Annotated in this window: 17 protein-coding genes; 11 read left to right on the top strand and 6 right to left on the bottom strand. The window is 50.1% G+C overall.

Translation table 11 applies throughout. The annotated features are described in order from the left end of the window. From mrdB to lipA, 6 genes are all read left to right on the top strand, one after another. Positions 1-1,113, top strand: coding sequence for a peptidoglycan glycosyltransferase MrdB (mrdB, locus tag BZK41_RS01545; protein ID WP_003022718.1), 1,113 nt, complete (start codon positions 1-3; stop codon positions 1,111-1,113). Positions 1,114-1,123: 10 nt separating this feature from the next. Beyond that, complete coding sequence (rlpA, locus tag BZK41_RS01550) at positions 1,124-2,239, top strand: endolytic peptidoglycan transglycosylase RlpA (protein WP_079936940.1); 1,116 nt, start codon at positions 1,124-1,126, stop codon at positions 2,237-2,239. Positions 2,240-2,381: 142 nt separating this feature from the next. Then, positions 2,382-3,593 carry a D-alanyl-D-alanine carboxypeptidase DacA gene (gene dacA, locus BZK41_RS01555; protein ID WP_003022711.1) on the top strand — a complete coding sequence of 404 codons (1,212 nt, stop codon included), beginning with the start codon at positions 2,382-2,384 and terminating at the stop codon, positions 3,591-3,593. Between the two features lie 106 nt (positions 3,594-3,699). Further along, entirely contained in the window at positions 3,700-3,963 is a 264-nt protein-coding gene (gene ybeD / locus BZK41_RS01560) for a DUF493 family protein YbeD (RefSeq protein WP_003022706.1), read from the top strand. A 114-nt stretch (positions 3,964-4,077) separates the two neighbouring features. Continuing rightward, positions 4,078-4,719, top strand: coding sequence for a lipoyl(octanoyl) transferase LipB (lipB, locus tag BZK41_RS01565; protein ID WP_079936941.1), 642 nt, complete (start codon positions 4,078-4,080; stop codon positions 4,717-4,719). A 206-nt stretch (positions 4,720-4,925) separates the two neighbouring features. Then, the gene (lipA, locus tag BZK41_RS01570) at positions 4,926-5,891 is read left to right on the top strand and encodes a lipoyl synthase (RefSeq protein WP_003022702.1); all 966 of its coding nucleotides are present in this window, start codon (positions 4,926-4,928) and stop codon (positions 5,889-5,891) included. Positions 5,892-5,989: 98 nt separating this feature from the next. Here lipA and tatE read toward each other — a convergent pair whose 3' ends face one another. After that, on the bottom strand, positions 5,990-6,193 hold the full coding sequence (tatE, locus tag BZK41_RS01575; RefSeq protein WP_003022699.1) for a twin-arginine translocase subunit TatE: 204 nt from the start codon (positions 6,191-6,193) through the stop codon (positions 5,990-5,992). Positions 6,194-6,321: 128 nt separating this feature from the next. Next, positions 6,322-7,110, bottom strand: coding sequence for a deaminated glutathione amidase (locus tag BZK41_RS01580; protein WP_079936942.1), 789 nt, complete (start codon positions 7,108-7,110; stop codon positions 6,322-6,324). A gap of 90 nt (positions 7,111-7,200) precedes the next feature. Here BZK41_RS01580 and crcB point away from each other — a divergent pair, with 90 nt between their 5' ends. Then, positions 7,201-7,584 carry a fluoride efflux transporter CrcB gene (gene crcB, locus BZK41_RS01585; RefSeq protein WP_079936943.1) on the top strand — a complete coding sequence of 128 codons (384 nt, stop codon included), beginning with the start codon at positions 7,201-7,203 and terminating at the stop codon, positions 7,582-7,584. Positions 7,585-7,637: 53 nt separating this feature from the next. Here crcB and cspE read toward each other — a convergent pair whose 3' ends face one another. Both cspE and pagP read right to left on the bottom strand, forming a co-directional pair. After that, positions 7,638-7,847: a transcription antiterminator/RNA stability regulator CspE gene (gene cspE / locus BZK41_RS01590; RefSeq protein ID WP_000034825.1), complete on the bottom strand. Its 210-nt coding sequence runs from the start codon at positions 7,845-7,847 to the stop codon at positions 7,638-7,640. 189 nt (positions 7,848-8,036) lie between these two features. Beyond that, a complete protein-coding gene (gene pagP / locus BZK41_RS01595; RefSeq protein WP_003831280.1) occupies positions 8,037-8,600 on the bottom strand; it encodes a lipid IV(A) palmitoyltransferase PagP in 564 nt (187 codons plus the stop codon). Between the two features lie 462 nt (positions 8,601-9,062). Here pagP and dcuC point away from each other — a divergent pair, with 462 nt between their 5' ends. Beyond that, positions 9,063-10,448 carry an anaerobic C4-dicarboxylate transporter DcuC gene (gene dcuC / locus BZK41_RS01600; protein ID WP_079936944.1) on the top strand — a complete coding sequence of 462 codons (1,386 nt, stop codon included), beginning with the start codon at positions 9,063-9,065 and terminating at the stop codon, positions 10,446-10,448. Between the two features lie 149 nt (positions 10,449-10,597). Here the strand turns inward: dcuC and dpiA are convergent, their stop codons facing one another. Beyond that, positions 10,598-11,278: a two-component response regulator DpiA gene (gene dpiA, locus BZK41_RS01605; RefSeq protein WP_003831279.1), complete on the bottom strand. Its 681-nt coding sequence runs from the start codon at positions 11,276-11,278 to the stop codon at positions 10,598-10,600. Further along, positions 11,247-12,908: a sensor histidine kinase DpiB gene (gene dpiB / locus BZK41_RS01610; protein WP_079936945.1), complete on the bottom strand. Its 1,662-nt coding sequence runs from the start codon at positions 12,906-12,908 to the stop codon at positions 11,247-11,249. The genes dpiA and dpiB overlap by 32 nt, the downstream gene beginning before the upstream one ends. A gap of 391 nt (positions 12,909-13,299) precedes the next feature. Here dpiB and citC point away from each other — a divergent pair, with 391 nt between their 5' ends. The 3 genes from citC to BZK41_RS01625 are packed head-to-tail and all read left to right on the top strand — an operon-like array spanning position 13,300 to position 15,574. After that, positions 13,300-14,376 (top strand): [citrate (pro-3S)-lyase] ligase, encoded by a 1,077-nt coding sequence (gene citC, locus BZK41_RS01615; protein WP_079936946.1) that lies wholly within the window; start codon positions 13,300-13,302, stop codon positions 14,374-14,376. Further along, positions 14,373-14,669, top strand: coding sequence for a citrate lyase acyl carrier protein (citD, locus tag BZK41_RS01620; protein ID WP_003831276.1), 297 nt, complete (start codon positions 14,373-14,375; stop codon positions 14,667-14,669). The genes citC and citD overlap by 4 nt, the downstream gene beginning before the upstream one ends. After that, positions 14,666-15,574 (top strand): aldolase/citrate lyase family protein, encoded by a 909-nt coding sequence (locus tag BZK41_RS01625; RefSeq protein ID WP_003831275.1) that lies wholly within the window; start codon positions 14,666-14,668, stop codon positions 15,572-15,574. The genes citD and BZK41_RS01625 overlap by 4 nt, the downstream gene beginning before the upstream one ends. Positions 15,575-15,576: the final 2 nt, after the last annotated feature.

Genomic DNA, 15,576 nt, shown 5'->3' on the forward strand with positions numbered 1-15,576 from the left:
GTGACGGATAATCCGAACAAAAAAACATTCTGGGACAAAATCCACATCGATCCCACGATGTTGCTTATTTTGCTGGCGCTGCTGGTTTACAGCTCGCTGGTCATCTGGAGCGCCAGCGGCCAGGATATCGGCATGATGGAGCGCAAGGTCGGTCAGATCGCAATGGGTCTGGTCATCATGGTGGTGATGGCGCAAATCCCGCCCAGGGTTTATGAAGGCTGGGCCCCCTATCTCTACATCTTTTGCATCATTCTGTTGGTGGCGGTAGATGCTTTCGGCGCTATCTCCAAAGGGGCGCAGCGCTGGCTGGATTTGGGTATCGTGCGTTTTCAGCCTTCCGAAATTGCCAAGATTGCCGTGCCGCTGATGGTCGCGCGCTTCATCAACCGTGATGTTTGCCCGCCATCGCTAAAAAATACCGCCATTGCGCTGGTGCTGATATTTATGCCTACCCTGCTGGTGGCCGCTCAGCCTGACCTCGGTACCTCAATACTGGTCGCCCTTTCCGGCCTGTTTGTCCTGTTCCTTTCCGGTTTAAGCTGGCGCCTAATCGGTGTTGCAGTAGTTCTGGTCGCGGCATTTATCCCGATACTGTGGTTCTTCCTGATGCATGATTATCAACGTCAGCGCGTCATGATGTTACTCGATCCGGAAACCGATCCACTGGGTGCGGGTTATCATATCATTCAGTCTAAAATTGCTATTGGCTCCGGCGGTCTACGCGGTAAGGGCTGGCTACACGGTACGCAGTCGCAGCTTGAGTTTTTACCCGAACGTCATACAGATTTTATCTTCGCGGTATTAGCGGAAGAACTGGGTCTGGTAGGGATCTTAATTCTGCTGGCGCTGTACATTTTGCTGATTATGCGCGGATTATGGATCGCTGCCCACGCGCAAACCACCTTTGGTCGCGTCATGGCGGGTGGTTTAATGTTGATATTATTCGTTTATGTCTTCGTAAATATTGGTATGGTGAGCGGTATTCTGCCCGTGGTTGGCGTTCCTCTCCCACTGGTCAGTTACGGAGGCTCGGCACTTATCGTGCTGATGGCCGGGTTCGGGATTGTTATGTCGATCCATACCCATAGAAAAATGTTGTCGAAAAGCGTGTAAGGGGTACGCAATGCGTAAGCAGTGGCTTGGTATCTGCATCGCAGCAGGAATGCTCGCGGCGTGTTCGAGTGATGATGGTCAGCAACAGGGTGCTGTCGCGCCGCAGCCTGCGGTGTGTAATGGTCCGATTGTTGAAATCAGCGGGGCCGATCCGCGCTTTGAACCCCTGAACCCAACGGCGAATCAGGACTATCAGCGTGATGGTAAGAGCTACAAAATCGTCCAGGACCCTTCCCGCTTTAGCCAGGCAGGGCTTGCCGCTATCTATGATGCGGAACCCGGAAGCAACTTAACCGCGTCTGGTGAAGCGTTCGACCCGATGCAGTTAACCGCAGCGCATCCGACACTGCCAGTCCCAAGCTATGCCAGAATAACTAACCTGGCAAACGGCAGGATGATTGTCGTGCGTATTAACGATCGCGGCCCTTATGGCAACGATCGCGTGATTTCACTTTCACGTGCAGCAGCCGACCGTCTGAATACCTCCAACAATACCAAAGTACGTATCGACCCGATCATCGTCGCCCAGGATGGTTCCTTGTCCGGGCCGGGAATGGCTTGTACCACGGTAGCGAAACAAACCTATGCCCTGCCCGCGCGTCCTGATTTAAGCGGCGGTGGCAATATGGGCAGCATGCCTGCGCCATCGGATGCGGGTCAGCCGCAAGGCGATATTCGTCCGATCAGCAATTCCACGTTGAAAAGCGATGATACAACTGGTGCGCCAGTGAACAGCAGTGGATTCCTCGGCGCGCCGACCACGCTCGCCGCAGGCGTGCTGGAAGGTAGCGAACCGACTCCGGCTCCGCAACCGACCACTACCGCACCGGTAACGCCAACCGCACCAGCAGCAACACCAGCCGCCGTCGCGGCACCTGCGCCAGCGGCAGCGGCAGTAGCCAACGGACGCTACGTGGTTCAGGTTGGCGCTGTCAGCGAGCAGTCGCGTGCGCAGCAGTATCAAAAACGTTTAAGCCAGCAGTTTGGCGTCCCAGGTCGGGTGGTACAAAACGGCGCAGTCTGGCGTATCCAGATGGGGCCGTTCGCCAGCAAAGCTGAAGCCTCCACATTGCAACAGCGTCTTCAATCCGAGGCGCAATTACAGTCCTTCATCACTGGCGTGTAATAACGTAAATCAGGTATCTGAACTGTCAGTTTCTGTAAATGACATTAACAAAGTCACGCGGAAAGTCAGATGCCTGCCCGTTTTGCATTTGCTATAGTAGGGCACTTTTTTTAATTTCATCACGGACGTCGTAGTTCAGACCATGAAGACCACTTTTTCCGCTCGTTTCGTGCAGCGTATGGCGCTCACCGCGGCTCTCTGCGCAGCTTCTCTCTCTGCTGCCCATGCCGATGACCTGAATATTAAAACCATGATCCCGGGTGTTCCGCAGATCGATGCGGAGTCATATATCCTGATTGATTACAATTCAGGTAAAGTTCTGGCAGAACAGAACGCCGACACTCGCCGCGACCCCGCCAGTCTGACCAAAATGATGACCAGCTACGTCATCGGCCAGGCGATGAAAGCCGGGAAATTTAAAGAAACCGATCTGGTCACCGTCGGCAATGACGCCTGGGCTACGGGTAATCCGGTCTTCAAAGGTTCATCGTTGATGTTCCTGAAGCCAGGAATGCAGGTTCCTGTTTCCCAGCTGATCCGTGGTATCAACCTGCAGTCCGGGAATGACGCGTGCGTGGCAATGGCGGACTTCGCAGCCGGTAGCCAGGATGCTTTCGTCGGTCTGATGAACAGCTATGTGAACGCACTGGGCCTGAAAAACACCCACTTCCAGACCGTTCATGGTCTCGATGCTGACGGTCAGTACAGCTCGGCTCGCGACATGGCGATGATTGGTCAGGCGCTGATTCGTGACGTGCCTAACGAATACTCTATCTATAAAGAAAAAGAGTTCACCTTTAACGGCATTCGTCAGTTAAACCGTAACGGCCTGCTGTGGGATAACAGCCTGAATGTCGACGGTATCAAAACCGGTCATACCGACAAGGCTGGCTATAACCTGGTTGCATCCGCAACCGAAGGACAGATGCGTCTGATCTCTGCCGTCATGGGTGGCCGCACCTATAAAGGTCGCGAAACCGAAAGTAAAAAACTGCTGACCTGGGGCTTCCGTTTCTTTGAAACCGTGAACCCACTGAAAGTCGGTAAAGAGTTTGCTTCAGAACCCGCCTGGTTTGGTAACACCGATCGTGCATCGTTAGGCGTAGATAAAGATGTCTACCTGACTATTCCGCGCGGCCGCATGAAAGATCTGAAAGCAAGCTATGTACTGAACACCACGGAACTGCACGCACCGCTGCAGAAAAACCAGGTTGTCGGCACCATCAACTTCCAGTTAGATGGCAAAACTATCGAGCAGCGCCCGCTGGTAGTCCTGCAGGAAATCCCTGAGGGCAACTTCTTTGGGAAAATCATTGATTACATTAAATTAATGTTCCATCACTGGTTTGGCTAAAAATCGAACACTTGAAAGTGTGATTTACGTCCCCATATACTAGGTATCCAGATAACTCCCACGCGCTGTGGGAGTTATTATTTATTGATGTAACGCCGGAGCTGACATGAAAACCAAACTTAACGAACTGCTTGAATTCCCTACTCCATTTACTTACAAAGTAATGGGGCAGGCGTTGCCTGAGCTGGTTGATCAGGTGGTTGAAGTGGTACAGCGCCATGCGCCAGGTGATTACTCTCCGACGGTAAAACCGAGCAGCAAAGGCAACTACCACTCGGTCTCAATCACTATTACTGCTACACACATTGAGCAGGTTGAAACGCTGTACGAAGAATTAGGCAATATCGATATCGTTCGCATGGTACTGTAAAAACCTGTTGGTTACCCGCTGCATCCCCGCTCGGGTAACCCCTCCCTCCTGTGATATACTTTTTCCCCTCTTTTATATTCTCTACTCTATGTGAGTATCTACGGAGATGCCGTTTTGTATCAGGATAAAATTCTTGTCCGCCAGCTCGGTCTTCAACCTTACGAGCCAGTTTCTCTGGCCATGCACGAATTCACCGATACCCGCGATGAAAACAGTTATGACGAAATCTGGCTGGTAGAGCATTATCCTGTTTTTACTCAGGGTCAGGCAGGTAAAGCCGAGCACGTACTGATGCCGGGAGATATTCCGGTGATCCAGAGCGATCGTGGCGGTCAAGTGACTTATCACGGGCCGGGCCAGCAGGTCATGTATGTGCTGTTGAATCTGAAGCGTCGTAAACTTGGCGTTCGCGAACTGGTTACGCTGCTGGAGCAAACCGTGGTGAATACCCTTGCGGAAATCGGTATTGATGCCCACCCGCGAGCCGATGCGCCAGGCGTATACGTTGGAGAGAAGAAAATCTGCTCTTTGGGGTTACGTATTCGTAAAGGATGTTCATTTCACGGCTTAGCGCTCAACGTGGATATGGACTTGTCGCCTTTCCTGCGTATCAATCCTTGTGGTTATGCCGGAATGGAAATGGCGAAGGTATCGCAGTGGGATAGCACCGCCACGACCGAGAGCATTCGCCCAAGGCTGCTGAGCAACATTCTGGCGCTGTTGGGTAACCCACCGCACGAGTACATCGCGGACTGAAAATACGCGCATACTTTGCCACGGCATATGTTGTGGCAAATGGCACAAAACAACAACTATTTTACATTTTGCCAGCCTGTCAGGCTGCTTTCTGGCCCGTTTCAATGATATACTGCGTATCACTAATTCAAAAATAGTTGATAAATGCAACATTCCCTTGGATTGAAACGCTTTCCTTCGTAATTCGCAACTGGAACACGCAAGCTATGAGTAAACCCATTGTGATGGAACGCGGTGTTAAATACCGCGATGCCGATAAGATGGCTCTTATCCCGGTAAAAAATGTGGCAACAGAGCGTGAAGCCCTGCTGCGTAAACCGGAATGGATGAAAATAAAACTGCCAGCGGACTCCACTCGCATCCAGGGCATCAAAGCGGCAATGCGCAAAAATGGCCTGCACTCTGTCTGCGAAGAAGCTTCCTGCCCTAACCTGGCTGAATGTTTCAATCACGGAACCGCAACCTTTATGATCCTCGGCGCAATCTGCACTCGCCGTTGTCCATTCTGTGACGTTGCCCATGGCCGTCCGGTTGCTCCTGATGCTAACGAGCCGTTAAAACTTGCTCAGACGATTGCTGACATGGCGCTGCGCTATGTCGTCATTACCTCCGTCGACCGCGACGATCTGCGTGACGGCGGCGCTCAGCACTTTGCTGACTGCATCACCGCTATTCGTGAGAAAAGCCCGTCGATTAAAATCGAAACGCTGGTACCTGACTTCCGTGGTCGTATGGATCGCGCGTTGGATATCCTCACTGCCACGCCGCCGGACGTGTTTAACCACAACCTCGAAAACGTACCGCGCATTTATCGCAATGTACGCCCTGGGGCTGACTACAACTGGTCACTGAAGCTTCTGGAACGTTTCAAGGAAGCGCACCCGGAGATTCCGACCAAATCTGGTCTGATGGTCGGTCTGGGCGAAACCAATGCGGAAATCATTGAGGTCATGCGTGACCTGCGCAGCCATGGTGTCACCATGCTGACGCTGGGGCAGTATTTACAGCCAAGCCGCCATCACCTGCCGGTTCAACGCTATGTAAGCCCGGATGAGTTCGATGAGATGAAAGCCGAAGCTATGGCAATGGGCTTTACCCATGCAGCCTGCGGTCCATTCGTTCGCTCTTCATACCATGCTGACATGCAGGCCAAAGGTCTGGAAGTGAAGTAATCGTGTAATACTCACTTACATATCAGCAATAAAAAAACCGGCAAATTGCCGGTTTTTTTTCATGCAGAGTATGCAGTATGAGCATCATGCTCCTGATATTACTCTTTATGAGAAAGCTTCTCAGCCTGAACGCTACCATCAGCATCTTTCTTAGCATCGGCATTATCATCGTTCATTGCTTTCTTGAAGCCCTTGATTGCCGTTCCCAGGTCTCCACCCAGTGTACGTAACTTCTTGGTACCAAACAGCAGAACAACCAGTGCGGCAACCACCAGCAGTTTGGTAATACTAATCTCACCCATAGATACCTTCTTCACTTAAACCAGGCTGCATAAAGCGCCATATTAACCTGAGAATATTAACGGCCTTTCGACGCGCGCACACAATACCAATCTGTAACAAGGTGAATCAAGCCTTGTTTAAAAAAACGTCATAATAATTGCGGTGGCGCAAAGCGTCGGTTACTTAACACCGGAAGTTGCGCCCTGACCTGCCTTACCCGCTCTGCAGAAACCTCAGCCATAATCAGCGCAGGCGTTTCTGCCGCAGCAGCAATGGTCACACCAAAAGGGTCGATGACCCGGCTTTGGCCGATATTCTTATTACCACACTCTCCCGCCGCAATCAGGTAACACGTTGCATCTAACGCTCTGGCAGCCAAAAGCGTAGACCAGTGATGCTCTTTAAGCGATCCCCGTACCCAGGCTGCGGGTAATACGAGAATTTCCGCTCCCTGCAATGCGTGCGCCAGCGCCAGCTCAGGGAAGCGCAGATCATAACAGGTCATTAACCCTACTTTTAATCCGTCTACGTCCAGCAGAGGCGCTATGGCGTCCCCTGCATCCACATTTCGTGACTCCTGAATCGAAAAGGCGTCGTAGAGATGTAATTTAGCGTAATGGGCCACGACCTGACCTGCCCGTAGCGCTACCAGCATGTTAAACGCCCGTCCAGGCACAGAGGGAACATGAATCGTCAGGATTGTCGTCATCTCGTTTTGCGCGCTTTCTCGCAGCAAGCGCGTCAAAAATCCGCCTTCCAGTAATTGAGCTGATTTTACTGACAGGTCTGGGTCCAGGTCGTCACGGGCCAGAAGCGCCTCCGGTAATACCAGTAACGATGCCCCCTCTCCCGCAGCCTGAGACATCAGTAAGACGCAGGTTTCTGCATTTTTTTCCCATGAAGGTCCCACGGCAAATTGCCCTGCAGCAACGAACATATTCCCTCCAGAAAACGTTGTTAGGCTCGCCAACCACGATTATTCAGCGTTACACTGATCCTATATACAATCAAATAGCAGGATTATGCAGTGTTACAACTCCTTTTAGCGGTTTTTATCGGTGGTGGTACAGGTAGTGTAGCAAGATGGATGTTGAGCATGCGGTTTAACCCGCTGCATCAGGCCATTCCATTCGGTACGCTGGCTGCAAACTTAATTGGGGCATTTATCATTGGTATGGGCCTGGCGTGGTTTAATCGCATGACTAACATTGACCCAATGTGGAAGGTACTGATTACAACTGGCTTTTGCGGGGGACTAACCACGTTTTCCACTTTCTCAGCTGAGGTGGTGTTTTTGCTACAGGAAGGACGCTTTGGTTGGGCTATGGTGAATGTGCTGGTGAATCTGTTGGGATCATTTGCGATGACCGCCCTGGCATTCTGGCTGGTTTCGGCCACTCCCGCACACTGAAGCGAAAAAAAAACCCGCAATTAAGCGGGTTTTGAATGCTTGCTGTCGTATGCTTACAGAGCGATTACGTTTGCAGCAGAAGGGCCTTTGGCACCGTTAGTGATTTCGAACTCTACACGCTGACCTTCAGCCAGAGTTTTAAAACCATTGGTCTGGATTGCAGAGAAGTGTACGAACACGTCTTTGCTGCCATCTTCCGGAGTAATGAAACCGAATCCTTTGGACTCATTAAACCACTTAACGTTACCTTTAATCTTAGACATCAAAATTACCTTTACATGAAAAATAGACACAAATGCTGTGTCGGGTATCAGTACAACAATTGTGGTGCACTTTGTCCAGTCGAACTTTATCAAAAAGTGATAAATGTCGCGTTATTTTTCAGTTAAAGTTGATATCACACTGTTTTAAAAAGGCTTTTTAATAAGCCACCTGACAATACAGGTAGTCCATCAAAACTGGAAACGCATCCATGCAAAGTAGACGTTACCGTTGTTGTACGTTCCCGGAATGTAGGTCATCTGGAACGTTGCCGGACCATACCCTATCGATGCCAGCGGTAACAGCACGGGTACCGGAATGTAGTTCCAGTTATCGCGCGCGGTAAAACCAGCGGTAAAACCGAGACCTGTATGGAAATTTTCATCCGCCAGCGGTCGCCAGGTTTTTTCCCAGCCATAGCCGCCAATAGGTTCCCATTTATTGTAGGAATCCTTAAAGGCCATTATATAAAGCCCGTGCCAGTTACCTTTATCATCCCAACGGGATTGACCAAATCCAGCCCCCCACGGGCGTTCATTGTAACGATCCGTTTTTTCTTTATCGTAGGCAAAACGCGCATGCCAGGTAATAGCTGGCACATATAGATCATAATGTTCCGGCTGCTGCCAGGTTTCACTGACGTTGTCTTTAAAAGTAGCGAACCAACCTTTATCTTCAGCTGCGCCCTGGGGAATGAAAGCTAACTGAATAAAAAGAAATGAAAAAATGAGAAAATATCGTTTAGCGACAATCACAACTTAATTACCATCCTGGGATTTATTATTAATTGTAGCAAACCCAACCTTAATGTTAGCTTAACAAAAATGCGCAGCTAAAAAATCAGAATATTCCTCAGCCTATAATTTTTAAGATAATTATCCCTTAATTTATTGAGCCATCTGATAGGAACTATTTTCTCTTTATTGCCAATAAATTGTTCTTTCCTTCGGAAAAAGTTAAATATCATCACAATAAATTAACAACCAAGAATCAATATCGAAACAAAACACACACATCAGCACTGCGCTTCACAGTTTCTTATTGTGAGATTCTTTTTTTAACCACGATGCTGAAAAAACGGCTTAGCCATCGCTTGAATCCGTATTTTTATTGATTTTAATCAGCAAGAGTTATCGGTTTATTAGGCACATTCTGTCACCACTTTTTACTTTTTTTAGTTTTTTTACTTTCTGGGCAGCGATGCGACAGGGGAAACGATGTTGACATTTATTGAACTCCTTATTGGGGTTGTGGTTATTGTCGGTGTAGCGCGCTACATCATTAAAGGTTATTCCGCGACAGGTGTACTGTTTGTTGGCGGCCTGGTTTTGCTGATTATCAGTGCGCTGATGGGGCATAAAGTTTTGCCATCCAGCGCGGCATCGACGGGTTATACGGCAACAGACATTGTTGAATATATTAAAATTTTGCTGATGAGCCGTGGTGGCGATCTCGGCATGATGATCATGATGCTGTGTGGTTTTGCCGCCTATATGACCCATATTGGCGCGAACGATATGGTCGTTAAGCTGGCCTCCAGGCCTCTGCAATATATCAACTCTCCTTACCTGTTAATGATTGCCGCCTATTTTGTCGCCTGCCTGATGTCACTGGCGGTTTCTTCAGCAACCGGTCTGGGCGTATTGCTGATGGCAACACTGTTCCCGGTCATGGTTAACGTTGGGATCAGCCGTGGCGCTGCAGCGGCCATTTGTGCCTCCCCTGCCGCGATCATTCTTTCGCCAACATCCGGTGATGTAGTACTGGCGGCAAAAGCTGCGGAAATGCCGCTGATCGATTTCGCCTTTAAAACCACACTGCCCATTTCCATTGCCGCCATCATTGCTATGGCGATTGCCCACTTTTTCTGGCAGCGTTATCTGGATAAAAAAGAGAACATTTCTCATGAAATGTTAGATGTGGCGGAAATCACCACGACTGCCCCGTCATTTTACGCCATTCTGCCGTTTACCCCGATCGTTGGCGTCCTGATTTTTGATGGTAAATGGGGCCCGCAGCTGCACATCATTACGATTCTGGTGCTGTGCATGCTCATCGCGGCTATTCTGGAGTTCGTACGTGGGTTCAACACCCAAAAGGTTTTCTCTGGTCTGGAAGTCGCTTACCGTGGCATGGCGGATGCCTTTGCTAACGTGGTGATGTTGTTAGTCGCTGCGGGTGTTTTTGCCCAGGGTCTGAGCACAATCGGCTTTATTCAGAGTCTGATTTCTATCGCCACCTCGTTTGGTTCAGCGAGCATTATTCTGATGATGGTGCTGGTGATCCTGACGATGCTGGCGGCAATGACTACGGGTTCCGGTAACGCTCCGTTCTATGCCTTCGTTGAGATGATCCCGAAACTGGCGCACTCCTCCGGCATTAACCCTGCTTACCTTGTTATCCCGATGCTGCAGGCGTCAAACCTTGGACGCACAATCTCCCCGGTCTCCGGTGTGGTGGTTGCTGTTGCAGGTATGGCAAAGATTTCTCCGTTCGAAGTGGTGAAACGTACCTCGGTTCCGGTTCTGGTTGGGCTGTTAGTTGTGATTATCGCAACTGAAGTGATGGTACCGGGCTCTTCTTCAGCCGTCGTTGGCGGTTAACAATACCTGTCAATACCTGACTTTAATACACAAAATCATTTATGCTGCATCGCGGCGGCAAGTGAAGAAATCCCCAGGAGCATAGATAACTATGTGACTGGGGTTTCTCCATGCAGCCAACAAAGAGGCAGCTTAAAGGATGACGTGTATTAGCCGCCGTGATAAATACGCTGCGGCCTACCCACCTTACCGTGAATAATCTCAGCAATAATCAAATGACGGCTGGCACAGTACTCCAGGTAGCGCCTGGAAGTCGTTCGGCTGATGGTGAGCGCCTGGGCGATCGTTTCTGCTGTATGGTGTACCGTCGGATCGGCAAATAATTTCAGCACTGCATTCAGCGTTAAGGCATCAATCCCGGTCGGTAAATCCCCTTTCGGCTCGCCCCGCGCGTAGGCATTAAACATCTCATCTATCTGCTTTTGACTGGCGCTATCATTACCCGCCAACATGCGTCGACGCTGTTGATAACGCGTCAGGGTCTGCCCCAGCCGCTCGTAGGCAATGGGTTTGACCAGATAATCAAACGCGCCGCTGCGCACAGCTTCGGAGACTGTTTCCATGTCGCTGGCCGCCGTGGTAAACACCACACCGCCCGGATAACGCGCCTGGGTTAGCTCATGCAATAACGTAATTCCCTTGCCGTCCGGCAAATAGTTATCGAGCAGAATCAAACCGGGCTTAAAACGCTCAATCATCATTCTCGCCTGCGCAAGATTACCCGCCAGCCATATCTGGCTGAAGCCGGGTATATGGCGGATATATTCAGCATGCATTTCCGCCAGTAGCGTTTCATCCTCAACGATCAATAGCGTTAATGGTTCCGTCATTGTTTTTTTTCACTTTCGGAAGAAATAAAGAAAATAAGGTGCCGCAGGGGGAGTTATCTTCAAGCGTAATCACCCCGTCACAGCGTCTCACATAGCTTGCAATAAGATACAAACCGATGCCATGTTCACCTGGTTCATCGGTACGGGTGCTCACACCCTGTTCAAATATTTTTTCACGCAATGCTTCCGGCACACCGCATCCCTGATCGGCAACTTCGATGATCACGTCATCCCCTTCATCGCTCAAATAGAGCTCTACGACCTTGTTGCCTTGCTGGGTGCGCAAGCTCGCTTCAAATGCATTATCAAGCAGATTGCCAACAATTGCTGCAAACTCTGTGCTATCCAGCCCCTCGGGGAGTTGATGCAGTTGGCTGCCTGGAACAATAGTCATGGTGAGACCCAGTTCCCGCGCGCGCTGCACCTTGCCAAACAACAGACCGGCTACCTGACGATCGGCAAACGCGCCGCGCAGGCTGTCAATCAGTTGCTGTTGCGCCTGGGATTCACCCTGCACCATGGCCAGAACCTTGTCATACTCTTTCATTTGCAGCAGGCCATTGATGGTCGACATCCAGTTCAGGTGCTCATGACGCAGCGTTCTCAGGCTCTCTACATACTGTTTGATCTGCGTTAACTGCGCATTAAGAGTAGCAATTTCATCTTTACTACGAAAACTGATGATTGCCCCAAGCAGTTCGTCACCGGAGCGAATCGCCTCACGGTTGGCGATAACGCTCAGTCCATTAAAGTTGACCATCGCGTCCTGTCGTTTTTCCGCAATCTGTTGGGTGAAAAAGTCCGCTGGCTGAACCACCTCACTCACCGGTTTTCCAAGCCACTTTCTCCCAGGTGAAGACAGCCCCAGCATTTTCCTCGCACTGCGGTTTATCGCAGTGATATATCCATCAGGATCCACGGCAATCAATCCTTCATATACCGAGCTGAACAACGCTTCCTGCTGACGTACCACCCGCGCAATCTGTTTCGGTTCCATACCCAACATCTGCCGACGAATATGGGCAGCGAAAAACCAGGAGAGCAGCATAAGGACCAGCAACAGCAGAATAAACACACCGGCCATCGGGAGTAAGAAGTCCGATCGCCAGCTATCGATTTTGCTGATCAGATAACCAATTGAGACTACGCCAATGATTTTGCCATCGTCATCAAAGATGGGCGTTTTAGCGCGCATTGCCATCCCGATGGACCCTTTACCGGTAATAAAGTAGCTCTCCCCTTTTTCCAGCGCACCGGGTTTGGTGAACTGCATCGGATAGCCAATCTTTTCCGGGTTCGGATGATATAGACGAATGGAGTTGGTATCCCCGATAACCACATAGTCGAAGTCAGTTCCGCTCTGCAGTTTGTCGGCAATCGTCGCCAAACGCTTGTAATCACGATGCTTAACCGCCGTGATGATACTGTCGTTAGAGGCGATGATTTTGGCCTGGTTCATTGCCATATCGCGGACATGCGTTGCCAGATAATCTTCAAAGCTGGCGGTAAAGTATTGTGCCAAGGCGGCGATGATAAAAACAGAAACGACCAAAATAAGCAGAAAGATACGTAAAGGAAACGCCAGACTGCGAAAAAAAGGAAACCGTGTTTTATTTTTCTGTTTTACCATCACATTTTTCCTCACCGACGTTAACTAAAACTAATTTCTCATTGTAGTTGTAATTAAAATGTTCTATTTACACGTTATGGTATAAAACATGATCGTTGCAGATTCCCCACCTTAAATCAATTAAACAAATTAAAACCACACCTTATTTTAGGGTTAAATTAATTAAAAAACTTAAAACCATAAAACACATTAAAACCTTCTAACTTATTGTGAAATAAATCAAAAATTACCTCTAAAATACCCCTTACGATGTATGCAGCAGGGAAAAAAAGAAATACTCCGTAATAAAAAACCATTCCCTTCAGTTGCAAACAAAACGTTATCAGGTTGCTAAACAGAGCAACAAAAACAGAAACCCAGTAACAAATATAGCATCGGGGCTCTATTCACTATGTTCGGCAATAATATATTCACGCAAGTTAAACGCTCAGAAAATAAAAAGATGGCGGCTATCGCGCAATTTCTGAAAGAGAATGATTTGAGCGTTGATACCACCGTCGAAGTATTTATCACCGTCACCCGTGACGATCGTCTGATTGCCTGCGGTGGTATCGCTGGGAATATTATTAAGTGTGTCGCAATCTGTGAATCTGTCCGTGGCGAGGGCTTGGCGCTAACACTGGCGACCGAGTTAATCAACCTTGCCTATGAACGCCACTGTACGCACCTCTTCATCTATACCAAAACCGAGTACGAATCGCTGTTTAAACAGTGCGGTTTTTCTACGCTCACCAGCGTTCCCGGCATTATGGTGTTGATGGAAAACAGTACTACGCGTCTGAAACGCTACGCCGAATCACTGGCAAAACAACGCCATGATGGGAAAAAAATTGGCTGTATCGTCATGAACGCCAACCCTTTCACTAACGGACATCGTTTTCTGATCCAACAGGCTGCCGCGCAATGTGACTGGCTGCATCTGTTTTTGGTGAAAGAAGATACCTCGCGTTTTCCGTATGAAGACCGTCTGGATCTGGTGCTTAAAGGGACAAAAGATATTCCACGTTTAACCGTGCATCGCGGTTCGGAATACATCATTTCCCGCGCCACGTTCCCGTGTTACTTCATCAAAGAGCAGAGCGTTATTAACCACTGCTACACCGAAATAGACCTGAAAATCTTCCGCCAGTATCTGGCCCCAGCTCTCGGCGTCACACACCGCTTCGTCGGTACTGAGCCCTATTGCACCGTCACCTCCCAGTACAACAACGATATGCGCTACTGGCTGGAGACTCCAACGCTTCCCGCCCCGCCGATTGAACTGGTGGAAATTGAGCGGCTGTGCTTCCAGGAGTTGCCGATTTCCGCCTCCTGGGTGCGCAAGCTGCTGGTTAAAAAAGATCTCACGGCTATCGCATCCCTGGTCCCGGACGCCACGCTGCAGTATCTGCAAAGCATGGTTGAACGAGCCTCATCGGGTGCGGCAGTCCGCCAAAATACCCCCGCATTAGCAACAGGTGAAAAATGAAAATAAACCAGGCAGCCGTCGCAGGCACACTCGAGTCCGGTGATGTGATGATTCGCATCGCCCCACTCGATTCGCAGGATATTGATCTGCAGGTTAACAGTAGCGTCGAAAAGCAGTTCGGTGATGCCATCCGGGCCACCATTCTGGACGTTCTGTCCCGCTACAACGTACGCGGCGTGCAATTGAATGTTGATGATAAAGGCGCACTGGACTGCATTTTACGTGCGCGACTGGAAGCACTACTGGCCCGCGCTGGCGGTATTCCGGCACTGCCATGGGAGGATTGCCAGTGATTTCCGAATCTTTGCAACAACGTAAAACCCGTACTCGCCGCAGCATGTTGTTCGTACCGGGCGCCAATGCCGCCATGGTCAGCAACTCGTTCATCTACCCGGCAGATGCGCTGATGTTCGACCTCGAAGACTCCGTCGCGTTGCGTGAAAAAGATACCGCTCGCCGCATGGTGTACCACGCGCTGCAGCATCCGCTGTATCACGACGTTGAAACCATCGTGCGTGTAAACGCCCTCGACTCCGAATGGGGCATCAACGACCTTGAAGCCGTGGTACGCGGCGGTGCTGACATCGTACGTTTACCGAAGACCGATACCGCACAGGATGTCATCGACATCGAAAGTGAAATTCTGCGTATCGAAAACGCCTGTGGCCGTGAGCCCGGCAGCACCGGTCTGTTAGCCGCCATCGAATCGCCGTTAGGCATTACCCGTGCGGTAGAAATTGCCCACGCTTCCGAGCGTCTGATCGGTATTGCCCTGGGTGCGGAAGACTATGTACGTAACCTGCGCACTGAGCGCTCACCGGAAGGTACGGAACTGCTGTTTGCCCGCTGCTCTATTTTGCAGGCTGCACGTTCTGCCGGTATTCAGGCGTTCGACACCGTGTATTCCGATGCCAACAACGAAGCGGGTTTCCTGCACGAAGCCGCACACATCAAGCAACTGGGTTTTGACGGCAAATCGCTCATCAACCCGCGCCAGATCGAACTCCTGCATAACCTGTACGCCCCAACGCGCAAAGAGCTGGCTCACGCCCGTCTGGTCGTAGAAGCCGCTGAAGCCGCTGCTCGCGAAGGTCGTGGCGTAGTTTCCCTGAACGGCAAAATGGTCGACAGCCCGGTTATCGAGCGCGCCCTTCTGGTTATCTCCCGTGCAGAACTTTCCGGCATTCGCGAAGAATAAGG

Origin of the sequence: Citrobacter sp. A316 (assembly GCF_002042945.1) — a bacterium.
GTDB classification, from domain to species: domain Bacteria; phylum Pseudomonadota; class Gammaproteobacteria; order Enterobacterales; family Enterobacteriaceae; genus Citrobacter; species Citrobacter portucalensis.

What these genes read in the sequence shown, in the direction of transcription:
- citC (WP_079936946.1), top strand. Translation starts at nt 13,300, where the DNA reads ATGTTCGGCAATAATATATTCACGCAAGTTAAACGCTCAGAAAATAAA.
- BZK41_RS01580 (WP_079936942.1), bottom strand. Translation starts at nt 7,110, where the DNA reads ATGTTCGTTGCTGCAGGGCAATTTGCCGTGGGACCTTCATGGGAAAAA.
- citD (WP_003831276.1), top strand. Translation starts at nt 14,373, where the DNA reads ATGAAAATAAACCAGGCAGCCGTCGCAGGCACACTCGAGTCCGGTGAT.
- rlpA (WP_079936940.1), top strand. Translation starts at nt 1,124, where the DNA reads ATGCGTAAGCAGTGGCTTGGTATCTGCATCGCAGCAGGAATGCTCGCG.
- ybeD (WP_003022706.1), top strand. Translation starts at nt 3,700, where the DNA reads ATGAAAACCAAACTTAACGAACTGCTTGAATTCCCTACTCCATTTACT.
- dacA (WP_003022711.1), top strand. Translation starts at nt 2,382, where the DNA reads ATGAAGACCACTTTTTCCGCTCGTTTCGTGCAGCGTATGGCGCTCACC.
- dpiB (WP_079936945.1), bottom strand. Translation starts at nt 12,908, where the DNA reads ATGGTAAAACAGAAAAATAAAACACGGTTTCCTTTTTTTCGCAGTCTG.
- dcuC (WP_079936944.1), top strand. Translation starts at nt 9,063, where the DNA reads ATGTTGACATTTATTGAACTCCTTATTGGGGTTGTGGTTATTGTCGGT.
- lipA (WP_003022702.1), top strand. Translation starts at nt 4,926, where the DNA reads ATGAGTAAACCCATTGTGATGGAACGCGGTGTTAAATACCGCGATGCC.
- cspE (WP_000034825.1), bottom strand. Translation starts at nt 7,847, where the DNA reads ATGTCTAAGATTAAAGGTAACGTTAAGTGGTTTAATGAGTCCAAAGGA.
- tatE (WP_003022699.1), bottom strand. Translation starts at nt 6,193, where the DNA reads ATGGGTGAGATTAGTATTACCAAACTGCTGGTGGTTGCCGCACTGGTT.
- dpiA (WP_003831279.1), bottom strand. Translation starts at nt 11,278, where the DNA reads ATGACGGAACCATTAACGCTATTGATCGTTGAGGATGAAACGCTACTG.